The sequence below is a fragment of the Burkholderia sp. IMCC1007 genome, from assembly GCF_027257875.1.
Taxonomy (GTDB): Bacteria; Pseudomonadota; Gammaproteobacteria; order Burkholderiales; family Burkholderiaceae; genus Burkholderia.
The window spans coordinates 62,676-87,834 of sequence record NZ_JAPVQY010000033.1 but is presented as its reverse complement, the minus strand read 5'-3'; the positions used below and the strand labels follow the sequence as shown (position 1 = coordinate 87,834).

The window sequence follows — 25,159 nt, the reverse complement described above, 5'->3', positions numbered from 1 at the left end:
CGACCAGCGTCTTCACGTCCGGCACCTTCACGCCGGCCGCGCGCTTCGGCGGCTCGACCACCTTCAGCGTCTTCAGACGCGGCGCGACGTCCACGCCGAGGTCTTCCGGCTTCACCGTTTCCAGCGGCTTCTTCTTCGCCTTCATGATGTTCGGTAGCGTCACGTAGCGCGGCTCGTTCAGGCGCAGGTCGGTGGTGACGACCGCCGGCAGCGTCAGCGACAGCGTTTCCGCGCCGCCGTCGACTTCACGTGCAACCGTAGCCTTACCGTCGGCGATCGTGACCTTCGACGCGAACGTCGCTTGCGGCAGACCCGCCAGCGCAGCCAGCATCTGGCCCGTCTGGTTCGAATCGTCGTCGATCGCCTGTTTGCCGAGGATCACCAGTTGCGGCTGCTCCTTGTCGACCAGCGCCTTCAGGATCTTCGCGACGGCCAGCGGCTCGACGCTGTCGTTCGACTCGACCAGGATCGCGCGATCCGCTCCGATCGCCAGCGCCGTACGCAGCGTTTCCTGCGCTTGCGCCACACCGACCGACACCGCGATCACTTCGGTCGCCACGCCCGCTTCCTTCAGGCGTACGGCTTCTTCCACCGCGATTTCGTCGAACGGGTTCATCGACATCTTCACGTTCGCGATGTCGACGCCCGTGTTGTCCGACTTCACGCGGACCTTCACGTTGTAATCGACCACTCTTTTCACTGGCACCAGGATTTTCATGCACACGCTCCAAAGTTACGAATACGACCAGAGGCCATTTTATAGCGAGGCCTCGTGACTGCACGGCCAGGCGGACCCAACCATCATGGTTGTCGAGGATACCGCTTCTTGGCGACGCGCCAATGATAGCGAACGATCGTTCTATTTTAAAAGAGAAAAAACCCGGACGCAAAGCCCGGGTTTTCGATCATCGACTCTAATCGTCGCCGGGCGCGCCCAGTAATTCGTGTTACCAGGCAGCAATGACCGCGCCGCCGAACTTCTGCTCGATGAACTGCTTCACTTCCGCGGAATGATAGGCCGCGATCAGCTTCGCGACCCACGGCTTGCTGCGATCGGCCTCGCGGATCGCGAGGATGTTCGCGTACGGGCCGTTCGGGCCCTCGATGGCGATCGCGTCCTGTTTCGGCTTCAGGCCCGCTTCCATCGCGTAGTTCGTGTTGATTGCCGCCGCGTCGACATCGCCAAGCGAGCGCGGAATCTGTGCCGCATCGAGCTCGACGATTTTCAGCTTGCGCGGATTGTCGACGATATCGAGCGGCGCCGCCTTCAGCCCCGCGTCCGCGCGCAGCTTCAGCAACCCCTGCTTCTGCAGCAACAGCAGCGCGCGGCCGCCGTTGGTCGGGTCGTTCGGCACCGCGATGCGCGCGCCGGGCTTCAGCTCGCCCAGCGACTTCACGCGCTTCGAGTAGATGCCCATCGGGAACGTAACGGTATCCGCGACCTTGATCAGCTTGTAGCCGCGATCCTTGACCTGCGCCTGCAGGTACGGATCGTGCTGGTAGCTGTTCGCATCGAGATCGCCGGACGCGAGCGCCGCGTTCGGCTGCACGTAGTCGGAGAATTCGACGATGCGGATATCGAGGCCGCTCTTGGCCGCGACCTTCTTCACCACTTCCATGATCTGCGCGTGCGGGCCGCCCGTCACGCCCACCTTGATGGTTTCCGCCTGCGCGTGCGCGCTCGTGAACAGCACAGCCGCCCCGAGTGCGGCCGCGAACTTCAGCATGACGCGTCGTTGCATCGTCTCCCCCAACGGATGATTGTCGCTTTTACTTGTGGCTCAGCCGGCGCACCAGCCAGTCGCCGAACGATTGCACGATCTGCACGAACACGATCAGGATCGCGACGACCGTCCACATCACTTCCGGCAGATAGCGCTGGTAGCCGTAACGGATGCCGAGATCACCGAGCCCGCCGCCGCCGATCGCACCGGCCATCGCCGAGTAGCCGACCAGCGACACGAACGTGATCGTCAGGCCCGCAACGATGCCCGGCAGCGATTCGGGCAGCAGCACCTTGAAAACGATCTGCGACGTGGTCGCGCCCATCGACTGCGCGGCCTCGATCAGCCCGCGGTCGACTTCGCGCAGCGCGGTCTCGACCAGCCGCGCGACGAACGGCGCGGCCGCGAGCGTCAGCGGCACGACCGCCGCGGCCGTGCCGATCGACGAACCCGTGACGAGCCGCGTAAACGGAATGACCGCGACCAGCAGGATGATGAACGGCGTGGAGCGCACCGCGTTCACGATACCGCCGAGCACGCGGTTCAAGCCGAGGTTCTGCAGCACGCCCTGGCGGTCGGTCAGATAGAGCAGCACGCCGAGCGGCAGCCCGACGAGCGCGCCGACCGCCCCCGAGATGCCGACCATGATCAGCGTCTCCCAGAACGACTGCACGAACATATCGAACATCTCACTCAACATACGAAAGCTCCTCTACCACCACACCTTGCTCGCGCAGGAACGCAAGCGCTTCCCCGACCTTGCCCGGCTCGCCGCCCGCGAGCACCGCGAGCGACCCGAATGCCTGCCCCTGGATTTCGTCGATCTGGCCGTGCAGGATGTTGAAATCGAGTTCGTACCGGCGGATCGTCTCCGACAGGATCGGCTGATCGACGCCGGAGCCGGTGAACGCGAGCCGCAGCAGATGCCCGCTGCCCGTCTTCAGCCGTTCGGCGACGCGCGCCTTCAGCGCCGGCGGCAGTTCCTGCGCGATCACGTCGCCGATCAGCGCGCGCGTCACTTCGTGATGCGGCTGCAGGAACACGTCGATCACGCGGCCTTCCTCGACCACGCGGCCCGCGTCGAGCACGGCAACGCGATCGCACACCTGCTTGATCACTTCCATCTGGTGCGTGATCAGCACGATCGTCAGGCCGAGTTCGCGGTTGATGCGCTTCAGCAGGTCGAGAATCGAACGGGTGGTTTCGGGGTCGAGCGCCGACGTCGCTTCGTCCGACAGCAGCACCTTCGGCTTGCTCGCGAGCGCGCGGGCGATGCCGACGCGCTGCTTCTGGCCGCCGCTGATCTGTGCCGGATAGCGGTCCTTCTGCGCGGACAGCCCGACCAGTTCGAGCAGCGGCAGCACGGCCGCCTCGATGTCGGCACGGCTCGCGCCGGCCAGCTCGAGCGGCAGCGCGACGTTGTCGAACACCGTGCGCGACGACAGCAGGTTGAAGTGCTGGAAGATCATGCCGATTTCACGGCGCGCTTCGCGCAGCGCGCCGGCCGGCAGCAGCGTGAGGTCGCGCCCGCCGACGACGACGTTGCCTTCCGTCGGTCGCGTGAGCAGGTTGATGGTGCGCACGAGCGTGCTCTTGCCGGCGCCGCTTCGACCGATGATGCCGAACACCTCGCCCTGAGGGATCGTCAGGTTGACGTTGTGCAATGCGTCGACCCAGCCGGTCGGCCCGGGGAAACGCTGTGACAGATTGCGTAATTCGATCATGTAAACAAAACGGCGACCGCGCGGCGAAGAGGCCCGCCCGTCGGCCGCCGATGCATCTGGAATAGCCGGCGATTTTACCGCAAACGCCTCATTCCCCTTAATAATCGATTTCGATCTTTTCATAACCAGACGAAATTAGAGGGGCGCCGCGGGGCCGTGACGGGAATGCCGCGACTATGATCCGGAAACACCGATGCCAACGAAACAGGGGACACGCCAGATGACCGTCATCACCACGCCGGCCGGCGCATCCGCCACCGCTGCGCCCGCCGCGGCGGCGTCGCCCGCGCCGCGAATGGGCCGGCTGCGTACCGCGGACGGGCTCGAGCTGGCGTCGTACCGCTGGCCGGTCGGCGACGGCACCGCGCCGCCGCGCGCGACGATCGCGCTCGTGCACGGCCTCGCCGAGCATGCGGGCCGCTACGCCGCGCTCGCCGCCAGACTGAACGCGGCCGGTACCGAGGTGCTGGCGATCGATCTGCGCGGGCACGGCCAGTCGCCGGGCAAGCGCGCATGGGTCGAGCGCTTCGACGGGTACCTGAACGATGCGGATGCGCTCGTCGCGCAAGCCGCCCGCGACGATACGCCGCTGTTCCTGATGGGTCACAGCATGGGCGGCGCCGTCGCGGCGCTGTATGCGATCGAACGCGTGCCGGCGCGCGGCTACGCGCTGGCGGGGCTCGTGCTGTCGAGCCCGGCGCTGGCGCCGGGGCGCGACGTGCCGCGCTGGATGCTCGCGATGAGCCGCATCATCAGCCGTACCTGGCCGACCTTCCCTGCGATCAGGATCGATGCGGCGCTGCTGTCGCGCGATCCGGCCATCGTTGCGGCCAATCGCGCCGATCCGCTCGTGCACCACGGCGCGGTGCCGGCGCGCACCGGCGCCGAAATCCTCGATGCGATGGCGCGCATCGAGCGCGGCTGCGGCGCGCTGCGCACACCGGTGCTCGTCTACCACGGCACCGACGACAAGCTGACCGAGCCGGATGGAAGCCGCGCGTTCGGCGCCCGGGTCGGCTCGACCGATCGCACGTTGACGCTATACGAAGGCGGCTTCCACGAAACGATGAACGATCTCGAGCGCGAGCGCGTGATCGATGCCTTGATCGCATGGATTCACGCGCGCGCGCCGGCGCGCTGAGCACACGCCGCCGTCGCTCGGGTCAGATACCGGCCAGCACGCGCAGATGCGCGACGACGCTGCGCCCGAGCGCCGACAGGTTGTAGCCGCCCTCGAGGCAGCTCACGATGCGGCCCTGCGCATGTCGGCGCGCAACGTCGACGATCTGAGCGGTCAGCCATTCGAAATCGGCCTCGACGAGGCCGAGGTTGCCTATGTCGTCCTCGCGATGCGCGTCGAAGCCCGCGGACACGAACAGCATTTGCGGCTTGAACGCGTCCAGGCGCGGCAGCCACAACATGTCGACCGCTTCGCGGATCGCCATCCCGTTGCTGCGCGCAGGCATCGGCAGGTTCACCATGTTCGGCGCCTGATGATCGGCGCCCGAGAACGGGTACAGCGGATGCTGGAAGAAACTGCACATCAGCACGCGCTCGTCGTTCGCGAACGCGGCTTCGGTGCCGTTGCCGTGGTGCACGTCGAAATCGATGATCGCGACGCGCTCGATGCCATGGACGTCGAGCGCATGCCGTGCGGCGATCGCGACGTTGTTGAAGAAGCAGAAGCCCATCGCGCGCGCGGGTTCCGCGTGATGGCCGGGCGGCCGGACGCTGCAGAACGCATTCGCGTAGCGACCCTCGATCACAGCGTCGGTCGCCGCGATCGCGGCGCCGGCCGCACGCAACGCGGCCCGCCACGTGTCGCGATTCATCAGCGTGTCGGGATCGATCTCGGCATAGCCGTCGACGGGCGTCAGGCTGCGGATGTAATCGATATGGGCCTGCGTATGCACGCGGCCCAGCGCGACCTCGCTCGCGAACGGCGCGGTCTCGTGCACGATCAGATCGTCGATGCGGCTCGCGATCAGCTGATCCTGGATCGCCGACAGTCGCGCCGGGCATTCCGGATGCCATTCTCCCATCTCGTGCAGCATGCAGTCGGGGTGCGTATAGAAGGCGGTTGCCATAAGCTGTCATCTGCGGCGCCGGGGGCGCCGCACGTCTCCATCAATGATGTCCATCGTCTGCCGCGAATTCGCCGCTAACTTACCACAACGGTGCGCTGCTTCGCCCCGGCACGCGGGATGCCTCGGGTATACTGCGCCGAACCCCATCGCCTTGTCCGCCCGCTTCGACATGAATTCCAGCAAGCCTGCCGCCCGACTTTCCGCGCTGTTGCGCGTTCGCGTTCCGCTCGTTGCGGCTGCCGTCGCCGCCGCGCTGGCCACCGCGCCCGCCATTGCGCAGACGCAGCCTGCGACGCCGGCCGGCACGCAGGGCGCGCAGGCACAACCGCAGCAGCCTGCACCGCAAGGTCAGACATTCGAAGAGGAAATCGTCCCGCAGCGTTACGCGAACAACGCGCAGGTCGACGCATTCATCGACGAGCTGGTGAGCCGCGACGGCTTCGATGCCGCGAGCCTGCATGCGCTGTTCTCGCGCATCAGCTACTCGGCAACCGCCGTCAAGCTCGTGCGGCCCGCACCGACGCCGTCGATCAAGAACTGGAGCGTCTATCGATCGCGCTTCATCGAGCCGATCCGCATCAATGCGGGCGTGAAATTCTGGAAAGCGAACCTGGCGACGCTGCAGCGCGCATCCCGGGAATTCGGCGTGCCGCCGGAGGTGATCGTCGGCATCATCGGCGTCGAAACGATCTATGGCCGCTACATGGGCAACTTCCGCGTGCTCGACGCGCTGACGACGCTCACGTTCGACTATCCGGACACGCCGAATCGCGAGAGCCGCCAGGCGACCTTCCGCAAGAATCTCGAGGATTTCCTCGTCTGGACGCGCGACAACCAACTCGACCCGACCACCGTGCTCGGCTCCTACACGGGCGCGATCGGCATCCCGCAGTTCCTGCCGAGCAGCATCCGCGAATATGCAGTCGATTTCGACGGCACGGGCCACGTCGACCTGCGCAGCAGTCCTGCCGATGCGATCGGCAGCGTCGCGAACTATCTGAAGCAGCACGGCTGGGAAACCGATCGTCCGGTGGTCTGGCGCATCACGCCCGATACGGGCAGCCTCGGCATCGCGCAAGCCGCGGCCGACGGTCAGCCCGAGCCGCACTGGGCACTGTCGCAACTGCTGCGCGCAGGCATGACGCTCAACGAGCCGGCAGTCAACATCACCACCGAAGCCGGCACGCCGGTTACCGTGGTCGATCTGCCGTCGCCGGGACGCGCGACCGAGTATATGCTCGGCCTGAAGAATTTCTACGTGCTGACGCGCTACAACCGCAGCTTCTTCTATGCGCTCGCCGTGTATCAGCTCGGCGAAGCCGTGAAGGCGCAGATGGAAGCGGACGGCGCACTCCCGCTGCCCCCCGTCGACACGCAGGCGCAATAAGCGCAACTGCCCAAATAAAAAGCGCCGCAGATGCGGCGCTTTTTATTGCGTGCCCGAGGGCGTGCCGCCTGGGCTCAGGCAGGAAACACGCCGGTCGACAGATAGCGGTCGCCGCGATCGCACACAATGAACACGATCGTCGCGTTCTCGACCTGACGCGCGATGCGCAGCGCGACTTCGCATGCGCCTCCCGACGAAATGCCGGCGAAAATGCCCTCGACGGCCGCGAGCCGCCGCGCCATCGTTTCGGACGCAGCCTGGCTCACGTTCTCGACGCGATCGACGCGACTGCGATCGAAAATCGTCGGCATATAGGCTTCCGGCCACTTGCGGATACCGGGAATACGCGAGCCGTCTTCCGGCTGCGCGCCGATGATCTCGATCGCCGGATTCTGTTCCTTCAGATAACGCGACGTGCCCATGATCGTGCCCGTCGTGCCCATCGCCGACACGAAGTGCGTGACGCGGCCTTCGGTGTCGCGCCAGATCTCCGGGCCCGTCGTTTCGTAGTGCGCGATCGGATTGTCGGGGTTTCCGAACTGATCGAGGATCACGCCCTTGCCTTCGCGCTGCATCTGCTCCGCGAGATCGCGTGCCAGCTCCATCCCGCCCTTCACCGGCGTAAGGATGATCTCCGCACCGTAGGCGGCCATGCTCTGGCGGCGCTCGACCGACAGGTCTTCCGGCATGATCAGCACCATCTTGTAGCCGCGGATCGCCGCCGCCATCGCGAGCGCGATGCCCGTGTTGCCGCTCGTCGCCTCGATCAGCGTATCGCCCGGCTTGATCCGGCCACGCGCTTCGGCCTTGCTGATCATCGACAACGCCGGACGATCCTTCACGGAGCCGGCCGGGTTGTTGCCTTCCAGCTTCGCGAGCAACACGTTGTTGCGTGCGCGAATCTCGTCGTCCGGCAGGCGGACCAGTTGCACGAGCGGCGTGTTGCCGATCGTGTCTTCGATAGTTTTGTAAGCCATGGAGATACCGTGAGTACGAGGCCGATCAATCGATCGATTGTAAACCAGTGCCGCGGCTAGCGCCGGCAACCCCATTGCGCCGATGGAATAGACCGGTCGGACGATCCGCGCTGGCACGCGCACGGCACGCACGCAAAAAGCCCGCGGCACGCCGCGGGAAACCGCCGCAACGACGGCGACTGAAGGAGCCTTTCGTCGGGTGCGCGTTACTTTTGTGCGGTGCGAGCCGGCGCCGCGGCGGGTTTCGCCGCAGCCGGTTTGCCGGCGGCAGGCGCCGGCGCCGCCGAACCCGCCGCGCCGATCGTCAAGCCCTCCTGCTGAAGGCGCTCGACCGTATGGCCGCCCATGCCTTTCACGCGCGACGCGAGATCTTCTGCATTCCTGAACGGGCCGCGTGCGCCGCGCTCGTCGAGAATCGCCTTAGCCCGCGCGGGACCGATGCCCTTGATGCCCACGAGCGCATCCTCGTTCGCAGTGTTGACGTCGACGGCTGCCCAGGCCGACGCGATCGCGCCGAGCATGGCAGCTGCAGCAAACCATTTCCTGATCATGTGCTGGATCTCCGATGAAAACGGCCGGCGGCTGCCGACCGTGAGACCCAGTCTATCGATGCAATGCTTGCGTTTAAACCTGGCCGGACAGCCAACGTACGTAGCGATCGACGCCTTCCTGCACGGTGAAGAACGGCGCGTCGTAGCCGGCCGCGCGCAGTTTCGTCTGGTCGGCCTGCGTGAAGCACTGGTACTTGCCGCGCAGTGCATCGGGGAACGGCACGTATTCGATCAGGCCCTGCTCGACCTGCTGCGCGAGCGTCAGCGGCGGCAGGTTGTCGAGCGCGCGCAGCGTGTTCACGACCGTCGATGCGATGTCGTTGAACGGTTGCGCACGGCCGGTGCCGAGATTGAAGATGCCCGACTTCTCCGGATGATCGAAGAAGAACAGGTTCACCTTCGCGACGTCCTCGACCGACACGAAGTCGCGCGTCTGCTCGCCCGGCGCATAACCGTTGTACTCGCCGAACAGCTTGACCTTGCCTTCCGCACGGAACTGGTTGAAGTTGTGGAACGCCACCGACGCCATACGGCCCTTGTGCGTCTCGCGCTGGCCGTACACGTTGAAATAGCGGAACCCGGCGATCTGGCTCTTCGCGCTCGGCAGCACGCGACGGATCACCTGGTCGAACAGGAACTTCGAATAGCCGTAGACGTTCAGCGGCGCTTCGACTTCACGTTCCTCGACGAAACGCGTGGAGCCGCCGTAGATCGCGGCCGACGACGCGTACAGGAACTGCGCGCCTTGCGCGAGGCATGCGTCGAGCACGGCGCGGCTGTAGCGGAAGTTGTTGTCCATCATGTAGCGGCCGTCGGTTTCCATCGTGTCCGAACAGGCGCCTTCATGGAACACCGCGCGTACTTTGCCGAAATCGCCGCGCGTGAAGCGCTCGACGAATTCCGTCTTGTCGAGATAGTCGTCGATCTCGCAATCGACGAGGTTGCGGAACTTGTCCGCGCGCGTCAGATTGTCGACTGCGACGATGCGCGTCTCGCCGCGCTCGTTGAGCGCCTTGACGATGTTCGCGCCGATAAAGCCGGCTGCGCCGGTAACGATAATGGTCATGACCGTCCTGCCTAAAAATGCGAGAGATGCGGGCGACGCACCGACGGCGCCGCCCGAATGCGCTCAGTGAAACAGTTCGTCGTAATCGACGGTAGCCGTGCCGAGCTTGCCGACCACGATGCCCGCCGCGCGGTTCGCCAGCACGACGGCATCGACGAGCGGCACGCCCGCACCGAGCATCGTCGCCACCGTCGCGATCACGGTATCGCCCGCGCCGGATACGTCGTACACCTCGCGCGCAAGCGCCGGCGCATGCAGTTCGCCCGTGGCGGAAAAGAGCGTCATCCCCTCTTCCGAACGCGTGAGCAGCAATGCCTCGAGGTCGAGTTCCTGGCGCAGCGTTGCGACGCGCGCGCGCAGGTCGTCTTCCGATTTCCACTGACCGACGACTTCGCGCAACTCGGCGCGATTCGGCGTGATCAGCGATGCGCCGCGATAGCGCGCCCAGTCGCCGCCCTTCGGATCGACGAGCACGGTCTTGCCGGCCGCGCGCGCCTTCTCGATCATCGTCGTCACGTGTGTGAGACCGCCTTTCGCGTAATCCGACATCAGCACGACGTCGTGCTGCGGCAGCAGCGCATCGAAATGCGCGAGCCCGGCGAGCAGCACCTCGTGCGTCGGCATCGCCTCGAAGTCGACGCGCAGCAGTTGCTGCTGGCGCGCGAGCACGCGCAGCTTGATCGTCGTCGGCAGCGCGGCGTCGCGTTCGAGATGGCACGTCACGCCGCTGCTGGCGAGCAGCTCCACGATCCGCTCCCCGGGCTCGTCGCAGCCGACGACGCACAGCAGCCCGGCCTGAGCGCCGAGCGTGACGGCGTTGCGCGCGACGTTGGCCGCACCGCCGAGCCGCTCTTCCTGACGCTGCACGTGCACGACCGGCACCGGCGCTTCCGGGGAAATACGGTCGACGTTGCCGAACCAGTAGCGGTCGAGCATGACGTCACCGACGACGAGCACACGCGAACGCGCAAGTTGCTCGCGCGGTACCGGCACCACTTCGCGAAGAATAGTCATCGTGCGATCATCCACGGGAGCGCGACTCGGGATCGACATGCGGGCGCCCGATCGCGTAGTAATCGATGCCGAGCTCGGCCATCGCATCCGGCTCGTACAGGTTACGCCCGTCGAAGATCACCGGTGCCTTCAATTCCGCTTTCAGGCGCGTGAAATCGGGGCTCCTGAATTCCTTCCACTCGGTGACGATCACGAGCGCGTCCGCTGCCGTCACGGCCGCATCCTGCGTATCGACGAAATGCAGGCGCGCGAGCGCATCGGAATTTTCGCCGAGGTCGAGCGCGAACACGCGGCGCGCCTCGTCGATCGCGACCGGATCGTACGCGCGGACGGTCGCGCCGCGCCCGAGCAAGGCGGCGATCAGCCGGCGGCTCGGCGCCTCGCGCATGTCGTCCGTGTTCGGCTTGAACGCGAGGCCCCAGACCGCGAATTCGCGGCCGGTCAGATCCGCGCCGAAGCGCTGCTCGACCTTGCCGATCAGCACGTCCTTCTGCGCGGAGTTGGCCGCTTCGACGGCCTCCAGGATGCGCAGCGGCTGGCCGTTCTCGCCGGCCGTGCGAATCAGCGCTTGGACGTCCTTCGGAAAGCACGAGCCGCCGTAACCGACGCCCGCGTACAGGAAGTGATAGCCGATGCGCGGATCGGAGCCGATCCCGCGGCGCACGGCCTCGATGTCGGCGCCGACCTTGTCGGCAAGATTCGACATCTCGTTCATGAACGAGATACGCGTTGCCAGCATTGCGTTCGCCGCATATTTCGCGAATTCCGCCGAACGCACGTCCATGTAGATCGTGCGCTCGTGATTGCGGTTGAACGGCGCGTAGAGCTTCTTCATCTTCTCGCGCGCGATCGCGCCCGTCTCGTCGTCGGCAACGCCGATGATGATCCGGTCCGGACGCATGAAGTCCTCGACGGCCGCCCCTTCCTTCAGGAACTCCGGATTCGACACGACCGAGAAGCGATGCGCGACGCTGCCCGCGAGCCCGCGTGCGCCGAGCGCCTCGTCGACCACGGCGCGCACGCGTTGCGCGGTGCCGACCGGCACCGTCGACTTGTCGACGATGACCTTGAAGCCCGTCATGTGACGGCCGATGTTGCGCGCGGCCTCGAGCACGTATTGCAGGTCGGCCGAGCCGTCCTCGTCGGGCGGCGTGCCGACCGCGATGAACTGGATCTCGCCGTGCGCGACGCTTGCTTCGATGTCGGTCGAGAACTGCAGGCGTCCTGCGGCGCGGTTGCGTGCAACGATGTCCAGCAGACCGGGTTCGTGAATCGGCATCCCGCCGTTGTTAAGGATTTCGATCTTGCGCGGGTCGACGTCCAGACAGAAGACGTCGTGGCCGATCTCGGCGAGACACGAACCCGTGACGAGGCCGACATAGCCGGTGCCGATGATGGTGATTTTCATAGATGCTCCGGTACTTCCCGGTAATTGACTAACTTGGCCGCCGGGCGGAACCCGGCGGCAACCGCTGCGCGTCGGCGCCGTACGCCGGGATCAGCCCGGCATCGCAGGTTCGACGCGGCGCGGCGCATAGGTTTCCCAGCCGCTGCATCCCGGGCACTGCCAGTAGAAAAGCCGTGCGCGGAAACCGCAATTCTGGCACGTATAGCGTGGCAGATTTTTGGTGCGCTGCCGGATCAGCGTGCGCATCATTTCAAGTTCCTTGCGGCGCGGCTCGTCGGCGGCCGCGATCTGCGCATCGAGCAGATGCAGCATGCCCGACAGGTTCGGCGACTTCTCCATCTGCGCGCGCGCGAGCGTATGCGCCGCTTCCTGGCCGCGCAGCCCGGCGATGTGCTGGTACGCGATATCGAGCAGGTCGTTCGACGGATAACGGTCGACGTAGTCCATCAGCAGTTCGGCACCTTCGACCGTCTTGCCAAGCGCGACGTAGGCCTTCATCAGCTTGTCGGCGACGAGCGGCAGATAGGCCGGATTCTGCTTTTCCACACGCTTCCAGTGCTCGATCGCCGCCGCGGGATCGTCGGCCGCTGCGGCCGCATCGCCGGACAGGATCGTCGCGCGCACGTTCTGCGGGTTCGCGACCAGCGCGAGCTTCAGCTGCTCGGCCGCGGCCGCGGCGTTCTTGCGTTGCAGCGCGTCCTGCGCAAGCTCGCAATGGAACTGCGCGATTTCGGTGCCGAGCGACTTCTCGCTCATCGACTCGATGCGCTTCGCGGTATCGATCGACTTGTTCCAGTCCTTCTCGATCTCGTAGATCGTCAGCAGCGCCCGCTGCGCGCCCAGCGCGTAGTCGCCTTCGGCGAGCCGATGGAACGCCTCTTCGGCGCGATCGAGCAGGCCGGCCTTCAGAAAATCCTGGCCGAGTTCGTACAGCGCGTGATCGCGCTCGTTGACCGGCAGGTCAGTGCGGCTCAGCAGGTTCTGGTGCACGCGGATCGCGCGGTCGGTTTCGCCGCGGCGGCGAAACAGGTTGCCGAGCGCGAAGTGCAGTTCGACCGTCTCGGGGTCGAGCTTCGCGACTTCGATGAACGCATCGATCGCCTTGTCCGGTTGTTCGTTCAGCAGAAAATTGAGGCCGCGAAAATACGATCGCGGCAGGTTGGCGCTCTCCGACAGGAGATTCTTCAGGTCATAGCGTGACGCCGCCCAGCCGAGCGCAAACGCCACCGGAATCGCGAGCAACCACCAGAAATCCAGATCCATGCGAAATATCGAAGCAGAGACGAAAACCGCGCGAGACTCGCGCGGCGTCCGTGTTAAATGACGGGCGGCATCGGCGGCTGGTCGACGACGACCGGGGTTTCGCGCGCCGCGCGCAGATCGCGCTTCAGGCGCCCGTTCTCGAGACGCAGACGGAAGATCGCTGGCAACGCGGACAGCAGGCCAGCGAGCAGCCCTACTCCGAAGAACGCGAGACCGATCAGGATCAGCGGCGCTTGCCACGTGTAGCCGGCAAGGAAATTCAGCGTCGCGGTTTGCGTATTGGCCAGCGCGAGCACCAGCAGCAGCACGAACACCAATACCCGGATCAGCCAGACGATAAACTTCATGTAGCCCTCTCTTTGTTGAGGTGTGCCGCGGCGCGCGACTCCCCTTCGCGGCGCCGAATCGACCCGTATTGTAAAGGAAGCGTTTCCGCGTCACCGCACATCCTGCGCGCGAGGGCTGTCACGCTGTCACCGGAAATGAAAAAAGCGCCCACTGGGGGCGCTTTTTTTCTTCAGCCTTCGCCGGATGGGTTCCGGGTACACCGAACGACGCTCAACGCTCGTCGTCCGGATCGTCAGCTTTCAGCGGCTCACCGGCGCGGCCGTCGACGCGTTCACGCAATTCCTTGCCGGGCTTGAAGTGCGGCACGAACTTCTCGGGCACCTGCACTTTCTCCCCCGACTTCGGGTTGCGTCCGACGCGCGCCGGACGACGGTTGAGGCCGAAGCTGCCGAAACCCCGAATTTCAATGCGATGCCCTTTCGCCAGGGCGTCGGACATCGCATCGAGCATCGTTTTCACTGCGAAATCCGCATCCTTGAGGACAAGTTGCGGAAATCGCAATGCCAGCTGCGCGACCAACTCGGATTTGGTCATACTTCAGCAGACCTCGTGAGGCTTACTGGTTCTGGCCGTCGAGCTTCGCCTTCAGCAGCGCGCCGAGGTTGGTCGTACCGGTCGCAGCCGAGCTGGTGTCCGACTGCAGGCCGCGGATCGCTTCCTGTTGTTCAGCCGAATCCTTCGCCTTGATCGACAGGTTGATGCCACGCGACTTGCGATCGATGTTGATCACCATCGCGTTGACCTTGTCGCCTTCCTTCAGCACGTTGCGTGCGTCTTCGACGCGATCCTGCGAGATTTCCGATGCACGCAGGTAGCCTTCGATGTCGCCCGTCAGCGTGATGACCGCGCCCTTCGCATCCACCGACTTCACCACGCCGTCGACGATCGAACCCTTGTCGTTCATTGCAACGTAGTTGCTGAACGGGTCGCCTTCGAGCTGCTTGATGCCGAGCGAAATACGCTCCTTCTCGACGTCGATACCGAGCACGATTGCTTCGACTTCGTCGCCCTTCTTGTACTTGCGAACGGCTTCTTCGCCGGCTTCGCTCCACGACAGGTCCGACAGGTGGACCAGGCCGTCGATGCCGCCCGGCAGACCGATGAACACGCCGAAGTCGGTGATCGACTTGATTGCGCCCGTGATCTTGTCGCCCTTCTTGAAGTTGCGGCTGAAGTCATCCCACGGATTCGGCTTGCACTGCTTCATGCCGAGGCTGATACGACGACGGTCTTCGTCGATCTCGAGGACCATGACTTCGACTTCGTCGCCCAGCTGGACAACCTTCGACGGCGCAACGTTCTTGTTGGTCCAGTCCATTTCCGACACGTGAACCAGGCCTTCGATGCCCGATTCGACTTCGACGAATGCGCCGTAGTCGGTGATATTCGTGACCTTGCCGAACAGGCGCGTGCCCGACGGGTAACGGCGCGAGATGCCTTCCCACGGATCGTCGCCCAGTTGCTTGATGCCCAGCGAGACGCGGTTCTTCTCTTGGTCGAACTTGAGGATCTTCGCGGTGACTTCCTGGCCAACCGACAGGACTTCGCTCGGGTGACGCACGCGACGCCATGCGATGTCGGTGATGTGCAGCAGGCCGTCGATGCCACCGAGGTCGACGAACGCGCCGTAATCGGTGATGTTCTTGACCACGCCGTTGACGATCGCGCCTTCCTTCAGCGTTTCGAGCAGCTTCGCGCGCTCTTCGCCTTGCGTTGCCTCGATCACTGCACGACGCGACAGCACGACGTTGTTACGCTTGCGATCGAGCTTGATCACGCGGAACTCGAGCGTCTTGCCTTCGTACGGGGTCGTGTCCTTGACCGGACGCGTGTCGACCAGCGAACCCGGCAGGAACGCGCGGATGCCGTTGACCATCACGGTCATGCCGCCCTTCACCTTGCCGGTGATCGTGCCGGTGACGAGTTCGTTGTTGTCGAGGGCCTTTTCCAGCGACAGCCACGATGCAAGGCGCTTCGCCTTGTCGCGCGACAGGATCGTGTCGCCGTAGCCGTTTTCGAGTGCGTCGATCGCGACGGACACGAAATCGCCCGACTGCACCTCAACCTCGCCCTGATCGTTCAGGAATTCCTCGATCGGAATGTAAGCCTCGGACTTCAGGCCTGCATTGACGACCACGAAGTTGTGGTCGACGCGCACGACTTCGGCGGAAATCACTTCGCCGGCGCGCATGTCTTGGCGGGTCAGCGACTCTTCGAACAGAGCCGCAAAGGATTCGGTATTCGGGGTGGAGGTTTGCAGGTCGGACATAAAAATCTGATTGTGCATGGATCGCTGTGCCACGCCGGCCGGAATGGCAGGCTGAAAGGGCCAGATCGACGCCATACGGGGTTAAGGGTTTGAAACACGCTCCACGCTTGCGGCGCGGAGCACCTACCGCTGCCGCCCTTCTCAGGCCGGCTGGCCGAGCGCCCGGTACCACTGCAGCACCTCGTCGACGGCTTCATCGACCGAAAGTGCTGACGTATCGAGCAGCTTGGCATCTGCCGCGGGCTTCAGCGGCGCGGCTGCGCGATTGCTGTCGCGCGCGTCACGTTCACGTAGATCCCGGAGCAAGTCATCTATATTAGCAGAAAAACCTTTTTGCATCAATTGCTTATGCCGCCTGGTCGCGCGTGCCTCGGCGCTGGCCGTCAGGAACACCTTCAGCACGGCGTCCGGGAAGATCACGGTACCCATGTCGCGCCCGTCGGCAACGAGGCCCGGCGTCTTGCGGAACGCGCGCTGGCGCGCGACGAGCGCGGTGCGCACCGGCCCGTGCACGGCGATGGCGGACGCGCGGTTGCCCACCGCTTCGGCGCGGATGTCGTTCGACACGTCGACGCCGTCGAGCTGCGCGCAGCCTTCGCGAAACGTGATGTGGAGATCGTCGATCAGTTTTACAAGCGCGTCGATGTCCTCCGCCGCGATGCCGTAGCGCATGCTCGCGAGCGCCGCGAGACGATACAGCGCGCCGCTGTCGAGCAGGTGGAAGCCCAGATGGGCCGCGACGAGCGCCGCGACGGTGCCCTTGCCGGAAGCAGTCGGGCCGTCGATCGTGATGACGGGAGTCGGGTGAAAGGGTCGGGTCGATTTCATCGGGTCAGTCGGGTCAGGCCTTGGCGAGCGCGGCGAAGCGGTCGAAATAGTCGGGGAACGTCTTGCCGACGCACTTCGGGTCGTTGATCCGCACCGGCACGCCGCCCAGGCTGACGAGCGAGAAGCACATCGCCATCCGGTGATCGTCGTACGTGTCGATCGCCGCGTTCGGCGTGAGCTTTTCCGGTGGCGTGACGACGAGATAGTCGGCGCCCTCCTCGACGATCGCGCCGACCTTGCGCAGTTCGGTCGCCATCGCGGCGATGCGGTCGGTCTCCTTCACGCGCCAGCTCGCGATGTTGCGCAGCGTGCTCGTGCCGCTCGCGAACAGCGCCGCGACCGCGATGGTCATCGCCGCGTCGGGAATCAGGTTGAAGTCCATGTCGATCGGCTCGAGCTTGCCGTGATCGTGGCCGATGCCGCGCACCTCGATCCAGTCGTCGCCCATCGTCACGTTCGCGCCCATCTGCATCAGCGCGTTCGCGAAGCCGACGTCGCCCTGGATGCTCGCGCGCCCCACGCCCTCGACGCGCAGCGGTCCGCCGCCGAGTGCACCGGCCGCGAGGAAGTACGAGGCCGACGACGCATCGCCCTCGACCATGATCCGGCCCGGCGAACGATAGCGCACGCCTGCCGGCACGATGAAGCGTTGCCAGCCGTCGCGCTCGACGCTCACACCGAAGCGCTCCATCAGCCGGATCGTGATGTCGATGTACGGCTTCGAGATCAGTTCGCCGTCGACCTCGACGACGGTCTTGCCGTCCTTCGCCTTCACGAGCGGCAGCGTCATCAGCAGCGCGGTGAGGAACTGGCTCGACACGTCGCCGCGCACGCGGATCGGCGCGTCGACCGTGACGGTCGCGGGCTTGATCCGCAGCGGCGGGTAGCCTTCGTTCAGTTCGTAGTCGATCTGCGCGCCGATCTGCCGCAGGCCGTCGACGAGATCGCCGATCGGCCGCTCGTGCATGCGCGGCACGCCGTGGACGCGATAGTCGCCGCCGTTGACCGCCAGCGCAGCCGTCAGCGGCCGCACGGCCGTGCCCGCATTGCCGAGGAACAGATCGGCGGTCTTCGCGGTGAATGCGCCGCGCGTGCCGGTGACGACGCAGGTGTCGCCTTCGCGCGCGAGCTTCACGCCGAGGTTGCCGAGCGCATCGAGCATCACGCGCGTGTCGTCGGAATCGAGCAGGTTGGTGATCGTCGTATCGCCTTCGGCGAGCGCCGCGAGCAGCAGTACGCGGTTCGAGATGCTCTTCGAGCCGGGCAGGCGCACGGTGCCCGATGCGCTGGAATACGGGCCGAGATCGAGATAGTCCATGGGAATCGTCCTGTTATTTCTTGACCGGTTCGGCAGCGGGCTGCGCACCGCGCTCCTGCCATGCCTTGCGTGCGGCGCGCGAGCGCGTAAACACGGCTTCGAGCGCCGCGCCGTCGCCGGCGTCGATCGCTTCACGCAGCCGTGCGAGCACGCGCGTATAACCGTCGAGTTCGTCGAGCAGCGCCGCGCGATTCGCGACGCACACGTCGCGCCACATTTCGGGGCTCGACGCCGCGATCCGCGTGAAATCGCGGAAACCGCCAGCCGCGTACGAGAATTTCAGTTCGGCATCCGCCTCGCCGAGGATCTGCTCGACCAGCGCGAACGACAACACGTGCGGCAAATGGCTGATCGATGCAAACACGCGATCGTGCTGCGCGGTGCTCATCGTGCGCACGTCGGCGCCGGTCGCCCGCCACATCGCGTCGATCCGCGCGACGGATTCGTGCGCATTCTCCGGCAGCGGGCACAGCACGACGTTGCGACCGACGTACAGATCCGGCAGCGCGGCTTCGACGCCGCTCGACTCGCGTCCGGCGATCGGATGCCCCGGCACGAACTGCGCGATCCGCTCGCCGAGCGCGGCGCGCGCGGCCGCGACGACGTCGGACTTGGTGCTGCCCGCATCGGTCACGATCGTCGCGCCGTCGAGCCACGGTTCGATGCGCGCGAGCAGCGGGCCCGTTTGCGCGACCGGCGCGGCCAGCAGCACGAGATCGGCGCCGGCAAGCGCGTCGCGCAATTGCGCGTCGTCGTCGAGCGCGGCCGCGCGATCGATCACGCCGAGCGCCAGCGCGCGCTCGACCGACGCACGCGAGCGGCCGACGCCGACGACCTCGCCCGCGCTGCCCGGCGTGCGCTCGCGCAATGCGCGGGCGAGCGATCCGCCGATCAGGCCGACGCCGAAGATGACCAGTTTGTTGAATGCAAAGCCTGACACGACAAGAGCCAAGTGACGCGCGCGGAACGACGCCCCGCGCACGGAAGTCCAGATTCCGGGCAACGGGCCCGTATCCGGCGCGACCTGCACCGGATACCGCCCGAACCCGCCTTCGGCAGCGCCGCCCGGCCTGCCTTGCCCGCTTCGCCGCGCCGCCTGCGCGGGGCAGGCGACGGGCAGCCGCGCGTCAGCGCGCGCGCGGATACGAACCGAGTATCTTCAGGAACGCGGCCTTCTGGCCGAGCTCCGCGAGCGCGGCAGCCACGGCCGGCTCGTCCCGGTGCCCTTCGATGTCGATGTAGAAGTAATACTCCCACGTGCCGACGCGCGCGGGACGCGACTCGAAGCGCGTCATCGACACGCCGTGCCGCGCGAGCGGTTCGAGCAGCTTGAATACGGCGCCCGGCTCGTTCTTCACCGAGACGATCAGCGACGTCTGGTCGTGACCGCTCTGCCCCGCCGGCTGCTTGCCGACGATCACGAAGCGCGTGCGATTGTGCGGATCGTCCTGAATCAGCGCGAACGCGATCTGCAGCCCGTAGTGCGCAGCCGCGCGATCGCCGGCGATCGCCGCGACGCTCGGGTCGGCCGCGGCGAGACGTGCGGCTTCCGCGTTGCTCGACACGGCCTGCCGCTCGAGTTGCGGCGCGTTCGCGGCCAGCCACTGCTGGCATTGCGCGAGCGCCTGCGCATGCGCGCAGACGCGCGTCACGCCTTCGAGCGTGCCGTTCTGCGTGAGCAGGTTGTGATGGATCGGCAATGCGAGCTCGCCGCTGATCAGCAATTGCGTCTGCAGCAGCAGGTCGAGCGTGCGCGACACGGCGCCCTCGGTCGAATTCTCGACCGGCGCGATGCCGAACGCGGACGCGCCTGCCTCGACCGAGCGGAACACCTCGTCGATCGACGGGCACGGGAGCCCTTCGATCGACTGGCCGAAATACTCGAACATCGCCTGTTCGCTGTACGTGCCGACCGGCCCGAGGAACGCGACGTGGATCGTCTGCTCGAGCGCGCGGCTCGCGGCCATGATCTCGCGCCAGATGGCGCTGATGTGCTCGCTCGCGAGCGGGCCCGCGCTCATGTCCTGCAGGCGCGCGATGACTTGCAGCTCGCGCTCCGGCCGGAACACCGGCGCGTTGAAATGCTTCTTGACCTCGCCCACCTCGAGCGCCACCGCGGCACGCTGGTTCAGGAGCGCGATCAGCTGCGCGTCGATCGCGTCGATGCGATCGCGCAGCGGTTTCAGGCGGGAATTCAGTTCGTCGTCCATGCGTTTTGCCGTGCTGTTTGAGCAGCGTCGCCGTCAGGCGCCGCGCTGCTCGAAGTCCTTCATGTACTCGACGAGCGCTTGCACGCCCTCGAGCGGCACCGCGTTGTAGATCGACGCCCGCATGCCGCCGACGGACTTGTGGCCCTTCAGCTGCAGCAGCCCGCGCGCCTTCGCGCCGGCAAGGAAGTCTTCGTTGCGCGTTTCGTCGGCCAGGAAAAAGGGCACGTTCATCCGCGAACGCACCGCCGGCTCGACCTTGTTCAGATAGAAGCTGCTCGCATCGATCGTGTCGTAGAGCAGCTTCGCCTTCTCGGTGTTGCGTGCCTCCATCGCGCCGAGGCCACCCTGCCGCTTCAGCCACTGGAACACGAGGCCCGCGATGTAGATCGCATAGGTGGGCGGCGTGTTGTACAGCGAGTTGTTCGCGGCGACGGTCTTCCATTCGAATGCGGACGGGCAAATCGGCTGAGCGCGATCGAGCAGATCCTCGCGCACGATCAGCACCGTCACCCCGGCCATCCCGATGTTCTTCTGCGCGCCGCCGAACAGCACGCCGTATTTCGCGACGTCCATCGGGCGCGACAGGATGTGCGACGAGACATCCGCGACGAGCGGCACGTCGCCGAGATCCGGAATCTCGAACGTCTCGACGCCGTCGATCGTCTCGTTCGTACACAGATGCACGTAGGCCGGATCGTCCGACAGCTGCCATTCGGCACGGCCCGGCGCGCGGGTGAAGCCGTCGGCCGTCTTGCCCGATGCGGCCAGATGCGGCGTGCCGTATTTCTTCGCCTCGTTGAACGACTTCTGCGACCACGAGCCCGTCACGACGAAGTCGGCCGTCTTGCGCGAGCCGAGCAGATTCATCGGCACGATCGCGTTCTCGGCAATGCCGCCGCCCTGCAGGAACAGGATCCGGTGGCTCGCCGGCACGTCGAGCAGTTCGCGCAGGTCGGCCAGCGCCGCCTCGTGGATCGACATGAATTCCTTGCCGCGATGGCTCATCTCCATCACGCTCATGCCGCTGCCGTGCCAGTCGAGCATTTCGTCGGCAGCCTGCCGCAGCACTTCCTCGGGCAGCGCCGCAGGACCGGCGGAGAAATTAAAGACGCGCATCGTGAAAACCTCGGGAGGGACGCGACCGGCGGCTTGCCGCCGCATGTCAGTTGCAATCGGGCCGCGCCAGAAAAGGAATGGCCGCTTGCGCTCGCGCGCAAACGGCCATTATCGCACTGTCATCAGGCTCCCGCCAAACCCGGCCGAACGGCCGGGCGCGTGCCCGGACGGCTTACTTGCCCGGCTTGACTGCCGCGACTTCCTTGTCAGCCTGCGCGCGCGTTGCCTGGATCGCTTGCGGCATGTACTTCTGCATCAGACCGTTGACCACGTCGCGGCCAACCTGATCCTGAACCTGGATGAACTTGCGGCCCGTCGGGCTCTTGTAGAACGTCGTCAGATCCTTGATCTCCGACGTGCTGTAGTACTTCGCGTATGCGTCGTACTGAGCCGACATCGCGTCGTTCTGGAACTGCTGCGTACCGAATACCTTGCCTGCGCCGTCGACCAGCTTCGGCACTGCGTTCTTCTGCAGCGTCGGCACGGCGGCTTGCTTCTGCTTGTCGTTCAGCGACTTGTTTTCCGACAGTGCGTCCGACAGGATCGCCGGGACGAGTTGCTTTGCCTGCATTTCGGCGCTGTTGCCGATAGCCGACACGAGCTTCGGCGCGTCGATCGCGTCGAGCAGATCCTTGATCGCCGCCTTCTTGTCGGCGTCGATCGGCGCAGCTGCTGCGGTTGCTGCCGGTGCGGAATTCGACAGCGCTTGCGCCATCGCGAACGTCGGCACCAGTGCAGCCAGCAGAACCAGTTGCTTGAATTGCTTTTGCATCATCACTCCCTCTTGGAAATATGCGTGGTTGCTCGCCGACCGCGGCGTTTTACGCCTGCGGCGGCTCGAGTCTCATCCGTTCTCAGGCTTCGTCGTCCGACGCCTCGTCGGCCTCGCCATCGCCCTCTTCGGCTTCCGCGATCTGCTGCAGGCCGGAGAGCTTGGTGCCCTCATCGAGACTGATGAGTGTAACACCTTGCGTAGCGCGCCCCATCTCGCGCACCTCGGACACTCGCGTACGAATCAATACGCCCGCGGTCGTGATCAGCATGATCTGATCCTCGGCGTCGACGAGCGTCGCGGCGACCACCTTGCCGTTGCGCTCCGACGTCTGGATCGCGATCATCCCCTTCGTGCCGCGGCCATGACGCGTGTACTCGGTGATCGGCGTGCGCTTGCCGTAGCCGTTCTCGGTCGCGGTGAGCACGGTCTGCTCTTCGCTGCCGGCGACCAGCATCGCGATGACCTGCTGCCCGTCCTCGAGCTGCATGCCGCGTACGCCGCGTGCTTCGCGCCCCATCGGGCGCACGTCGTTTTCGTCGAAACGCACGGCCTTGCCGGCGTCGGAGAACAGCATCACGTCGTGCGCGCCGTCGGTGATCGACGCACCGATCAGGAAGTCGCCGTCGTCGAGGCCGACCGCGATGATGCCCTTCTTCATCGGGCGGCTGAATGCTTCGAGCGGCGTCTTCTTCACGGTGCCGAGCGACGTCGCCATGAAGATGAACTTGTCGGCCGAGAATTCCTTGACCGGCAGCACGACGTTGATCTTCTCGCCTTCCTGCAGCGGGAACATGTTGACGATCGGACGGCCGCGCGAATTGCGCGAACCCTGCGGCACTTCATAGACCTTGACCCAGTACACGCGGCCGCGGTTCGAGAAGCACAGGATGTAGTCGTGCGTGTTCGCGATGAAGAGCGTCTCGATCCAATCGTCTTCCTTCATCTGCGTCGCCTGCTTGCCGCGACCGCCGCGCTTCTGCGCGCGATACTCGGACAGCGGCTGCGACTTCACGTAACCCGCGTGCGACATCGTGACGACCATGTCCTGCGGCGTGATCAGATCCTCGGTGTTCAGCTCGGTCGCGTTCAGCTCGATCTTCGAGCGGCGCGCGTCGCCGAATTCGGCCTTCACCGAGGTCAGCTCGTCGCCGATCATCGTCGTGATCCGCTCGGGGCGCGCGAGGATGTCGAGCAGGTCGGCGATCTGCGCCATCACTTCGCGGTACTCGCCGATGATCTTGTCCTGCTCGAGGCCGGTCAGGCGCTGCAGACGCATCTGCAGGATTTCCTGCGCCTGCGTGTCGGACAGGCGATACAGCCCGTCGGTCTGCATCCCGAACGCCGGGTTCAGGCCTTCCGGACGATACGCGGAGCGCCCGCCCGCCGCGGCGTTGTCCGTCTCGGCACGCGTGAGCATCTCGCGCACGAGCGACGAATCCCACGGCTTCGCCATCAGTTCCTGCTTCGCGATCGGCGGCGTCGGCGCGGCCTTGATGATCGCGATGAACTCGTCGATGTTCGCGAGCGCGACCGCGAGACCTTCGAGCACGTGGCCGCGTTCGCGGGCCTTGCGCAGTTCGTAGATCGTGCGGCGCGTCAGCACTTCGCGTCGGTGCGACAGGAAGCACTGCAGGATTTCCTTCAGGTTCAGCAGCTTCGGCTGGCCGTCGACGAGCGCGACCATGTTCATGCCGAACGTGTCCTGCAGCTGCGTCGCCTTGTACAGGTTGTTCAGCACGACTTCCGGCACTTCGCCGCGCTTGAGCTCGATCACGACGCGCATGCCGCTCTTGTCGGACTCGTCGCGGATGTCGGAGATGCCTTCGAGCTTCTTCTCGTTGACGAGCTCGGCGATCCGCTCGAGCAGCGAGCGCTTGTTCACCTGGTACGGCAGCTCGTCGACGATGATCGCCATCCGCTGGCCGCGGTCGATCTCCTCGAAGTGCGTGGCCGCGCGCATCACGACGCGGCCGCGCCCGGTGCGGTAGCCGTCGCGCACGCCGGCGACGCCGTAGATGATGCCGGCCGTCGGGAAGTCCGGCGCCGGGATGATCTCGATCAGCTCGTCGATCGTCGCTTCCGGGTTGCCGAGCAGATGCTGGCACGCGTCGACGACTTCGTTCAGGTTATGGGGCGGGATGTTGGTCGCCATGCCGACCGCGATGCCCGACGAGCCGTTGATCAGCAGGTTCGGAATGCGCGACGGCAGGACCGACGGCTGCATTTCGTTGCCGTCGTAGTTCGGCTCGAAATCGACCGTTTCCTTGTCGATGTCGGCAAGCAGCTCGTGACCGATCTTCGCCATGCGAATTTCGGTGTAACGCATTGCCGCGGCGTTGTCGCCGTCGATCGAGCCGAAGTTGCCCTGCCCGTCGATCAGCATGTAGCGCAGCGAGAAGTCCTGCGCCATCCGCACGATCGTGTCGTAGACCGCGGTATCGCCGTGAGGGTGGTATTTACCGATCACGTCACCGACGATACGCGCCGACTTCTTGTACGCGCGGTTCCAGTCGTTGTTCAGTTCGTGCATCGCGAACAACACGCGCCGGTGCACGGGCTTGAGGCCATCGCGGACATCCGGGAGGGCACGTCCGACGATCACGCTCATCGCGTAATCGAGATACGAACGGCGCATTTCCTCCTCTAGGGAGGTGGGCAGGGTCTCTTTGGCGAATTGATCCATGTATCCGTATCGTTTCGGAGCGAAGACGGCGAACGCCTTTCGCGTGGGCGCTGCATGCGCAACGCAACGCGAGATTCTAACATGCGCCCATCAGCCGCCAATTCGCCCGCCACACACTATATGTAAACAGCAAAATTCGCAGCCGCGTCGATCCGGGCCGGATCGACAGCGATCGTACCCTTCAACACGCATCCGTGGTTGCACCGGATCCCGCGTCACGCCCGCGAGTAAACCATTTGCCGGGTTTCCCGCAATTTCGCGCGCCTGCTCTTGACAATCTCTAAAAGTTACGGCAGGCCGGTGTTGCGCATGCGCCACAAAGTTGAAGCGATCTTGGGGTGGGGAGGATTTTTTTTCGTGGGAAGGGAACGATATGGCAAAATGCCAACGCACTGAAGGTTAGACGCTGCT

At 65.3% G+C, this 25,159-nt stretch carries 23 protein-coding genes; 2 read left to right on the top strand and 21 right to left on the bottom strand.

Annotated features, from left to right (window positions below; genetic code table 11):
• The 4 genes from O1Q03_RS25120 to O1Q03_RS25105 all read right to left on the bottom strand — a co-directional run.
• On the bottom strand, positions 1-718 hold a 718-nt coding region (locus O1Q03_RS25120), incomplete at its 3' end, for an electron transfer flavoprotein subunit beta/FixA family protein (RefSeq protein ID WP_269506725.1).
• 229 nt (positions 719-947) lie between these two features.
• A complete protein-coding gene (locus O1Q03_RS25115) occupies positions 948-1,742 on the bottom strand; it encodes a MetQ/NlpA family ABC transporter substrate-binding protein (protein ID WP_269506724.1) in 795 nt (264 codons plus the stop codon).
• 28 nt (positions 1,743-1,770) lie between these two features.
• The gene (locus tag O1Q03_RS25110; RefSeq protein WP_269506723.1) at positions 1,771-2,424 is read right to left on the bottom strand and encodes a methionine ABC transporter permease; all 654 of its coding nucleotides are present in this window, start codon (positions 2,422-2,424) and stop codon (positions 1,771-1,773) included.
• Positions 2,414-3,448: a methionine ABC transporter ATP-binding protein gene (locus O1Q03_RS25105; protein ID WP_269506722.1), complete on the bottom strand. Its 1,035-nt coding sequence runs from the start codon at positions 3,446-3,448 to the stop codon at positions 2,414-2,416. Before O1Q03_RS25105 ends, O1Q03_RS25110 begins: the two co-directional genes overlap by 11 nt.
• Before the next feature lie 220 nt (positions 3,449-3,668).
• Here O1Q03_RS25105 and O1Q03_RS25100 point away from each other — a divergent pair, with 220 nt between their 5' ends.
• On the top strand, positions 3,669-4,589 hold the full coding sequence (locus O1Q03_RS25100; RefSeq protein ID WP_269506726.1) for an alpha/beta hydrolase: 921 nt from the start codon (positions 3,669-3,671) through the stop codon (positions 4,587-4,589).
• Positions 4,590-4,611: 22 nt separating this feature from the next.
• On the opposite strand, the gene O1Q03_RS25095 is transcribed toward O1Q03_RS25100, so the two are convergent.
• On the bottom strand, positions 4,612-5,535 hold the full coding sequence (locus O1Q03_RS25095) for a histone deacetylase family protein (RefSeq protein ID WP_269506721.1): 924 nt from the start codon (positions 5,533-5,535) through the stop codon (positions 4,612-4,614).
• 43 nt (positions 5,536-5,578) lie between these two features.
• Between O1Q03_RS25095 and mltB the strand changes: the two genes are divergently transcribed.
• On the top strand, positions 5,579-6,922 hold the full coding sequence (gene mltB, locus O1Q03_RS25090) for a lytic murein transglycosylase B (protein ID WP_269506720.1): 1,344 nt from the start codon (positions 5,579-5,581) through the stop codon (positions 6,920-6,922).
• A gap of 74 nt (positions 6,923-6,996) precedes the next feature.
• On the opposite strand, the gene cysM is transcribed toward mltB, so the two are convergent.
• The 16 genes from cysM to gyrA all read right to left on the bottom strand — a co-directional run bounded on the left by cysM (position 6,997) and on the right by gyrA (position 24,748).
• Positions 6,997-7,899: a cysteine synthase CysM gene (gene cysM / locus O1Q03_RS25085; RefSeq protein ID WP_269506719.1), complete on the bottom strand. Its 903-nt coding sequence runs from the start codon at positions 7,897-7,899 to the stop codon at positions 6,997-6,999.
• Between the two features lie 206 nt (positions 7,900-8,105).
• Positions 8,106-8,450 (bottom strand): ComEA family DNA-binding protein, encoded by a 345-nt coding sequence (locus tag O1Q03_RS25080; protein WP_269506718.1) that lies wholly within the window; start codon positions 8,448-8,450, stop codon positions 8,106-8,108.
• Positions 8,451-8,523: 73 nt separating this feature from the next.
• The gene (gene rfaD, locus O1Q03_RS25075) at positions 8,524-9,516 is read right to left on the bottom strand and encodes an ADP-glyceromanno-heptose 6-epimerase (RefSeq protein ID WP_269506717.1); all 993 of its coding nucleotides are present in this window, start codon (positions 9,514-9,516) and stop codon (positions 8,524-8,526) included.
• Positions 9,517-9,579: 63 nt separating this feature from the next.
• Positions 9,580-10,530: a D-glycero-beta-D-manno-heptose-7-phosphate kinase gene (gene rfaE1, locus O1Q03_RS25070; RefSeq protein WP_269506716.1), complete on the bottom strand. Its 951-nt coding sequence runs from the start codon at positions 10,528-10,530 to the stop codon at positions 9,580-9,582.
• Positions 10,531-10,537: 7 nt separating this feature from the next.
• Entirely contained in the window at positions 10,538-11,938 is a 1,401-nt protein-coding gene (locus O1Q03_RS25065) for a UDP-glucose dehydrogenase family protein (RefSeq protein ID WP_269506715.1), read from the bottom strand.
• A gap of 90 nt (positions 11,939-12,028) precedes the next feature.
• Positions 12,029-13,201 carry a lipopolysaccharide assembly protein LapB gene (lapB, locus tag O1Q03_RS25060; RefSeq protein WP_269506714.1) on the bottom strand — a complete coding sequence of 391 codons (1,173 nt, stop codon included), beginning with the start codon at positions 13,199-13,201 and terminating at the stop codon, positions 12,029-12,031.
• Between the two features lie 53 nt (positions 13,202-13,254).
• On the bottom strand, positions 13,255-13,548 hold the full coding sequence (locus O1Q03_RS25055) for a LapA family protein (RefSeq protein ID WP_269506713.1): 294 nt from the start codon (positions 13,546-13,548) through the stop codon (positions 13,255-13,257).
• Positions 13,549-13,759: 211 nt separating this feature from the next.
• Positions 13,760-14,083, bottom strand: a complete 324-nt coding sequence (locus tag O1Q03_RS25050) for an integration host factor subunit beta (RefSeq protein WP_034187427.1) — start codon at positions 14,081-14,083, stop codon at positions 13,760-13,762.
• 22 nt (positions 14,084-14,105) lie between these two features.
• Entirely contained in the window at positions 14,106-15,818 is a 1,713-nt protein-coding gene (rpsA, locus tag O1Q03_RS25045) for a 30S ribosomal protein S1 (RefSeq protein ID WP_096503780.1), read from the bottom strand.
• Positions 15,819-15,959: 141 nt separating this feature from the next.
• Positions 15,960-16,646: a (d)CMP kinase gene (gene cmk / locus O1Q03_RS25040; RefSeq protein ID WP_269506712.1), complete on the bottom strand. Its 687-nt coding sequence runs from the start codon at positions 16,644-16,646 to the stop codon at positions 15,960-15,962.
• A 13-nt stretch (positions 16,647-16,659) separates the two neighbouring features.
• Positions 16,660-17,964 (bottom strand): 3-phosphoshikimate 1-carboxyvinyltransferase, encoded by a 1,305-nt coding sequence (gene aroA, locus O1Q03_RS25035; protein WP_269506711.1) that lies wholly within the window; start codon positions 17,962-17,964, stop codon positions 16,660-16,662.
• A 13-nt stretch (positions 17,965-17,977) separates the two neighbouring features.
• Positions 17,978-18,904: a prephenate dehydrogenase gene (locus O1Q03_RS25030; RefSeq protein ID WP_269506710.1), complete on the bottom strand. Its 927-nt coding sequence runs from the start codon at positions 18,902-18,904 to the stop codon at positions 17,978-17,980.
• A 187-nt stretch (positions 18,905-19,091) separates the two neighbouring features.
• Positions 19,092-20,174, bottom strand: coding sequence for a prephenate dehydratase (gene pheA / locus O1Q03_RS25025; protein WP_269506709.1), 1,083 nt, complete (start codon positions 20,172-20,174; stop codon positions 19,092-19,094).
• A gap of 33 nt (positions 20,175-20,207) precedes the next feature.
• Positions 20,208-21,290 (bottom strand): 3-phosphoserine/phosphohydroxythreonine transaminase, encoded by a 1,083-nt coding sequence (gene serC, locus O1Q03_RS25020; RefSeq protein ID WP_269506708.1) that lies wholly within the window; start codon positions 21,288-21,290, stop codon positions 20,208-20,210.
• A gap of 172 nt (positions 21,291-21,462) precedes the next feature.
• Entirely contained in the window at positions 21,463-22,062 is a 600-nt protein-coding gene (locus O1Q03_RS25015) for a DUF2059 domain-containing protein (RefSeq protein WP_014897732.1), read from the bottom strand.
• 82 nt (positions 22,063-22,144) lie between these two features.
• On the bottom strand, positions 22,145-24,748 hold the full coding sequence (gyrA, locus tag O1Q03_RS25010) for a DNA gyrase subunit A (RefSeq protein ID WP_269506706.1): 2,604 nt from the start codon (positions 24,746-24,748) through the stop codon (positions 22,145-22,147).
• Positions 24,749-25,159: the final 411 nt, after the last annotated feature.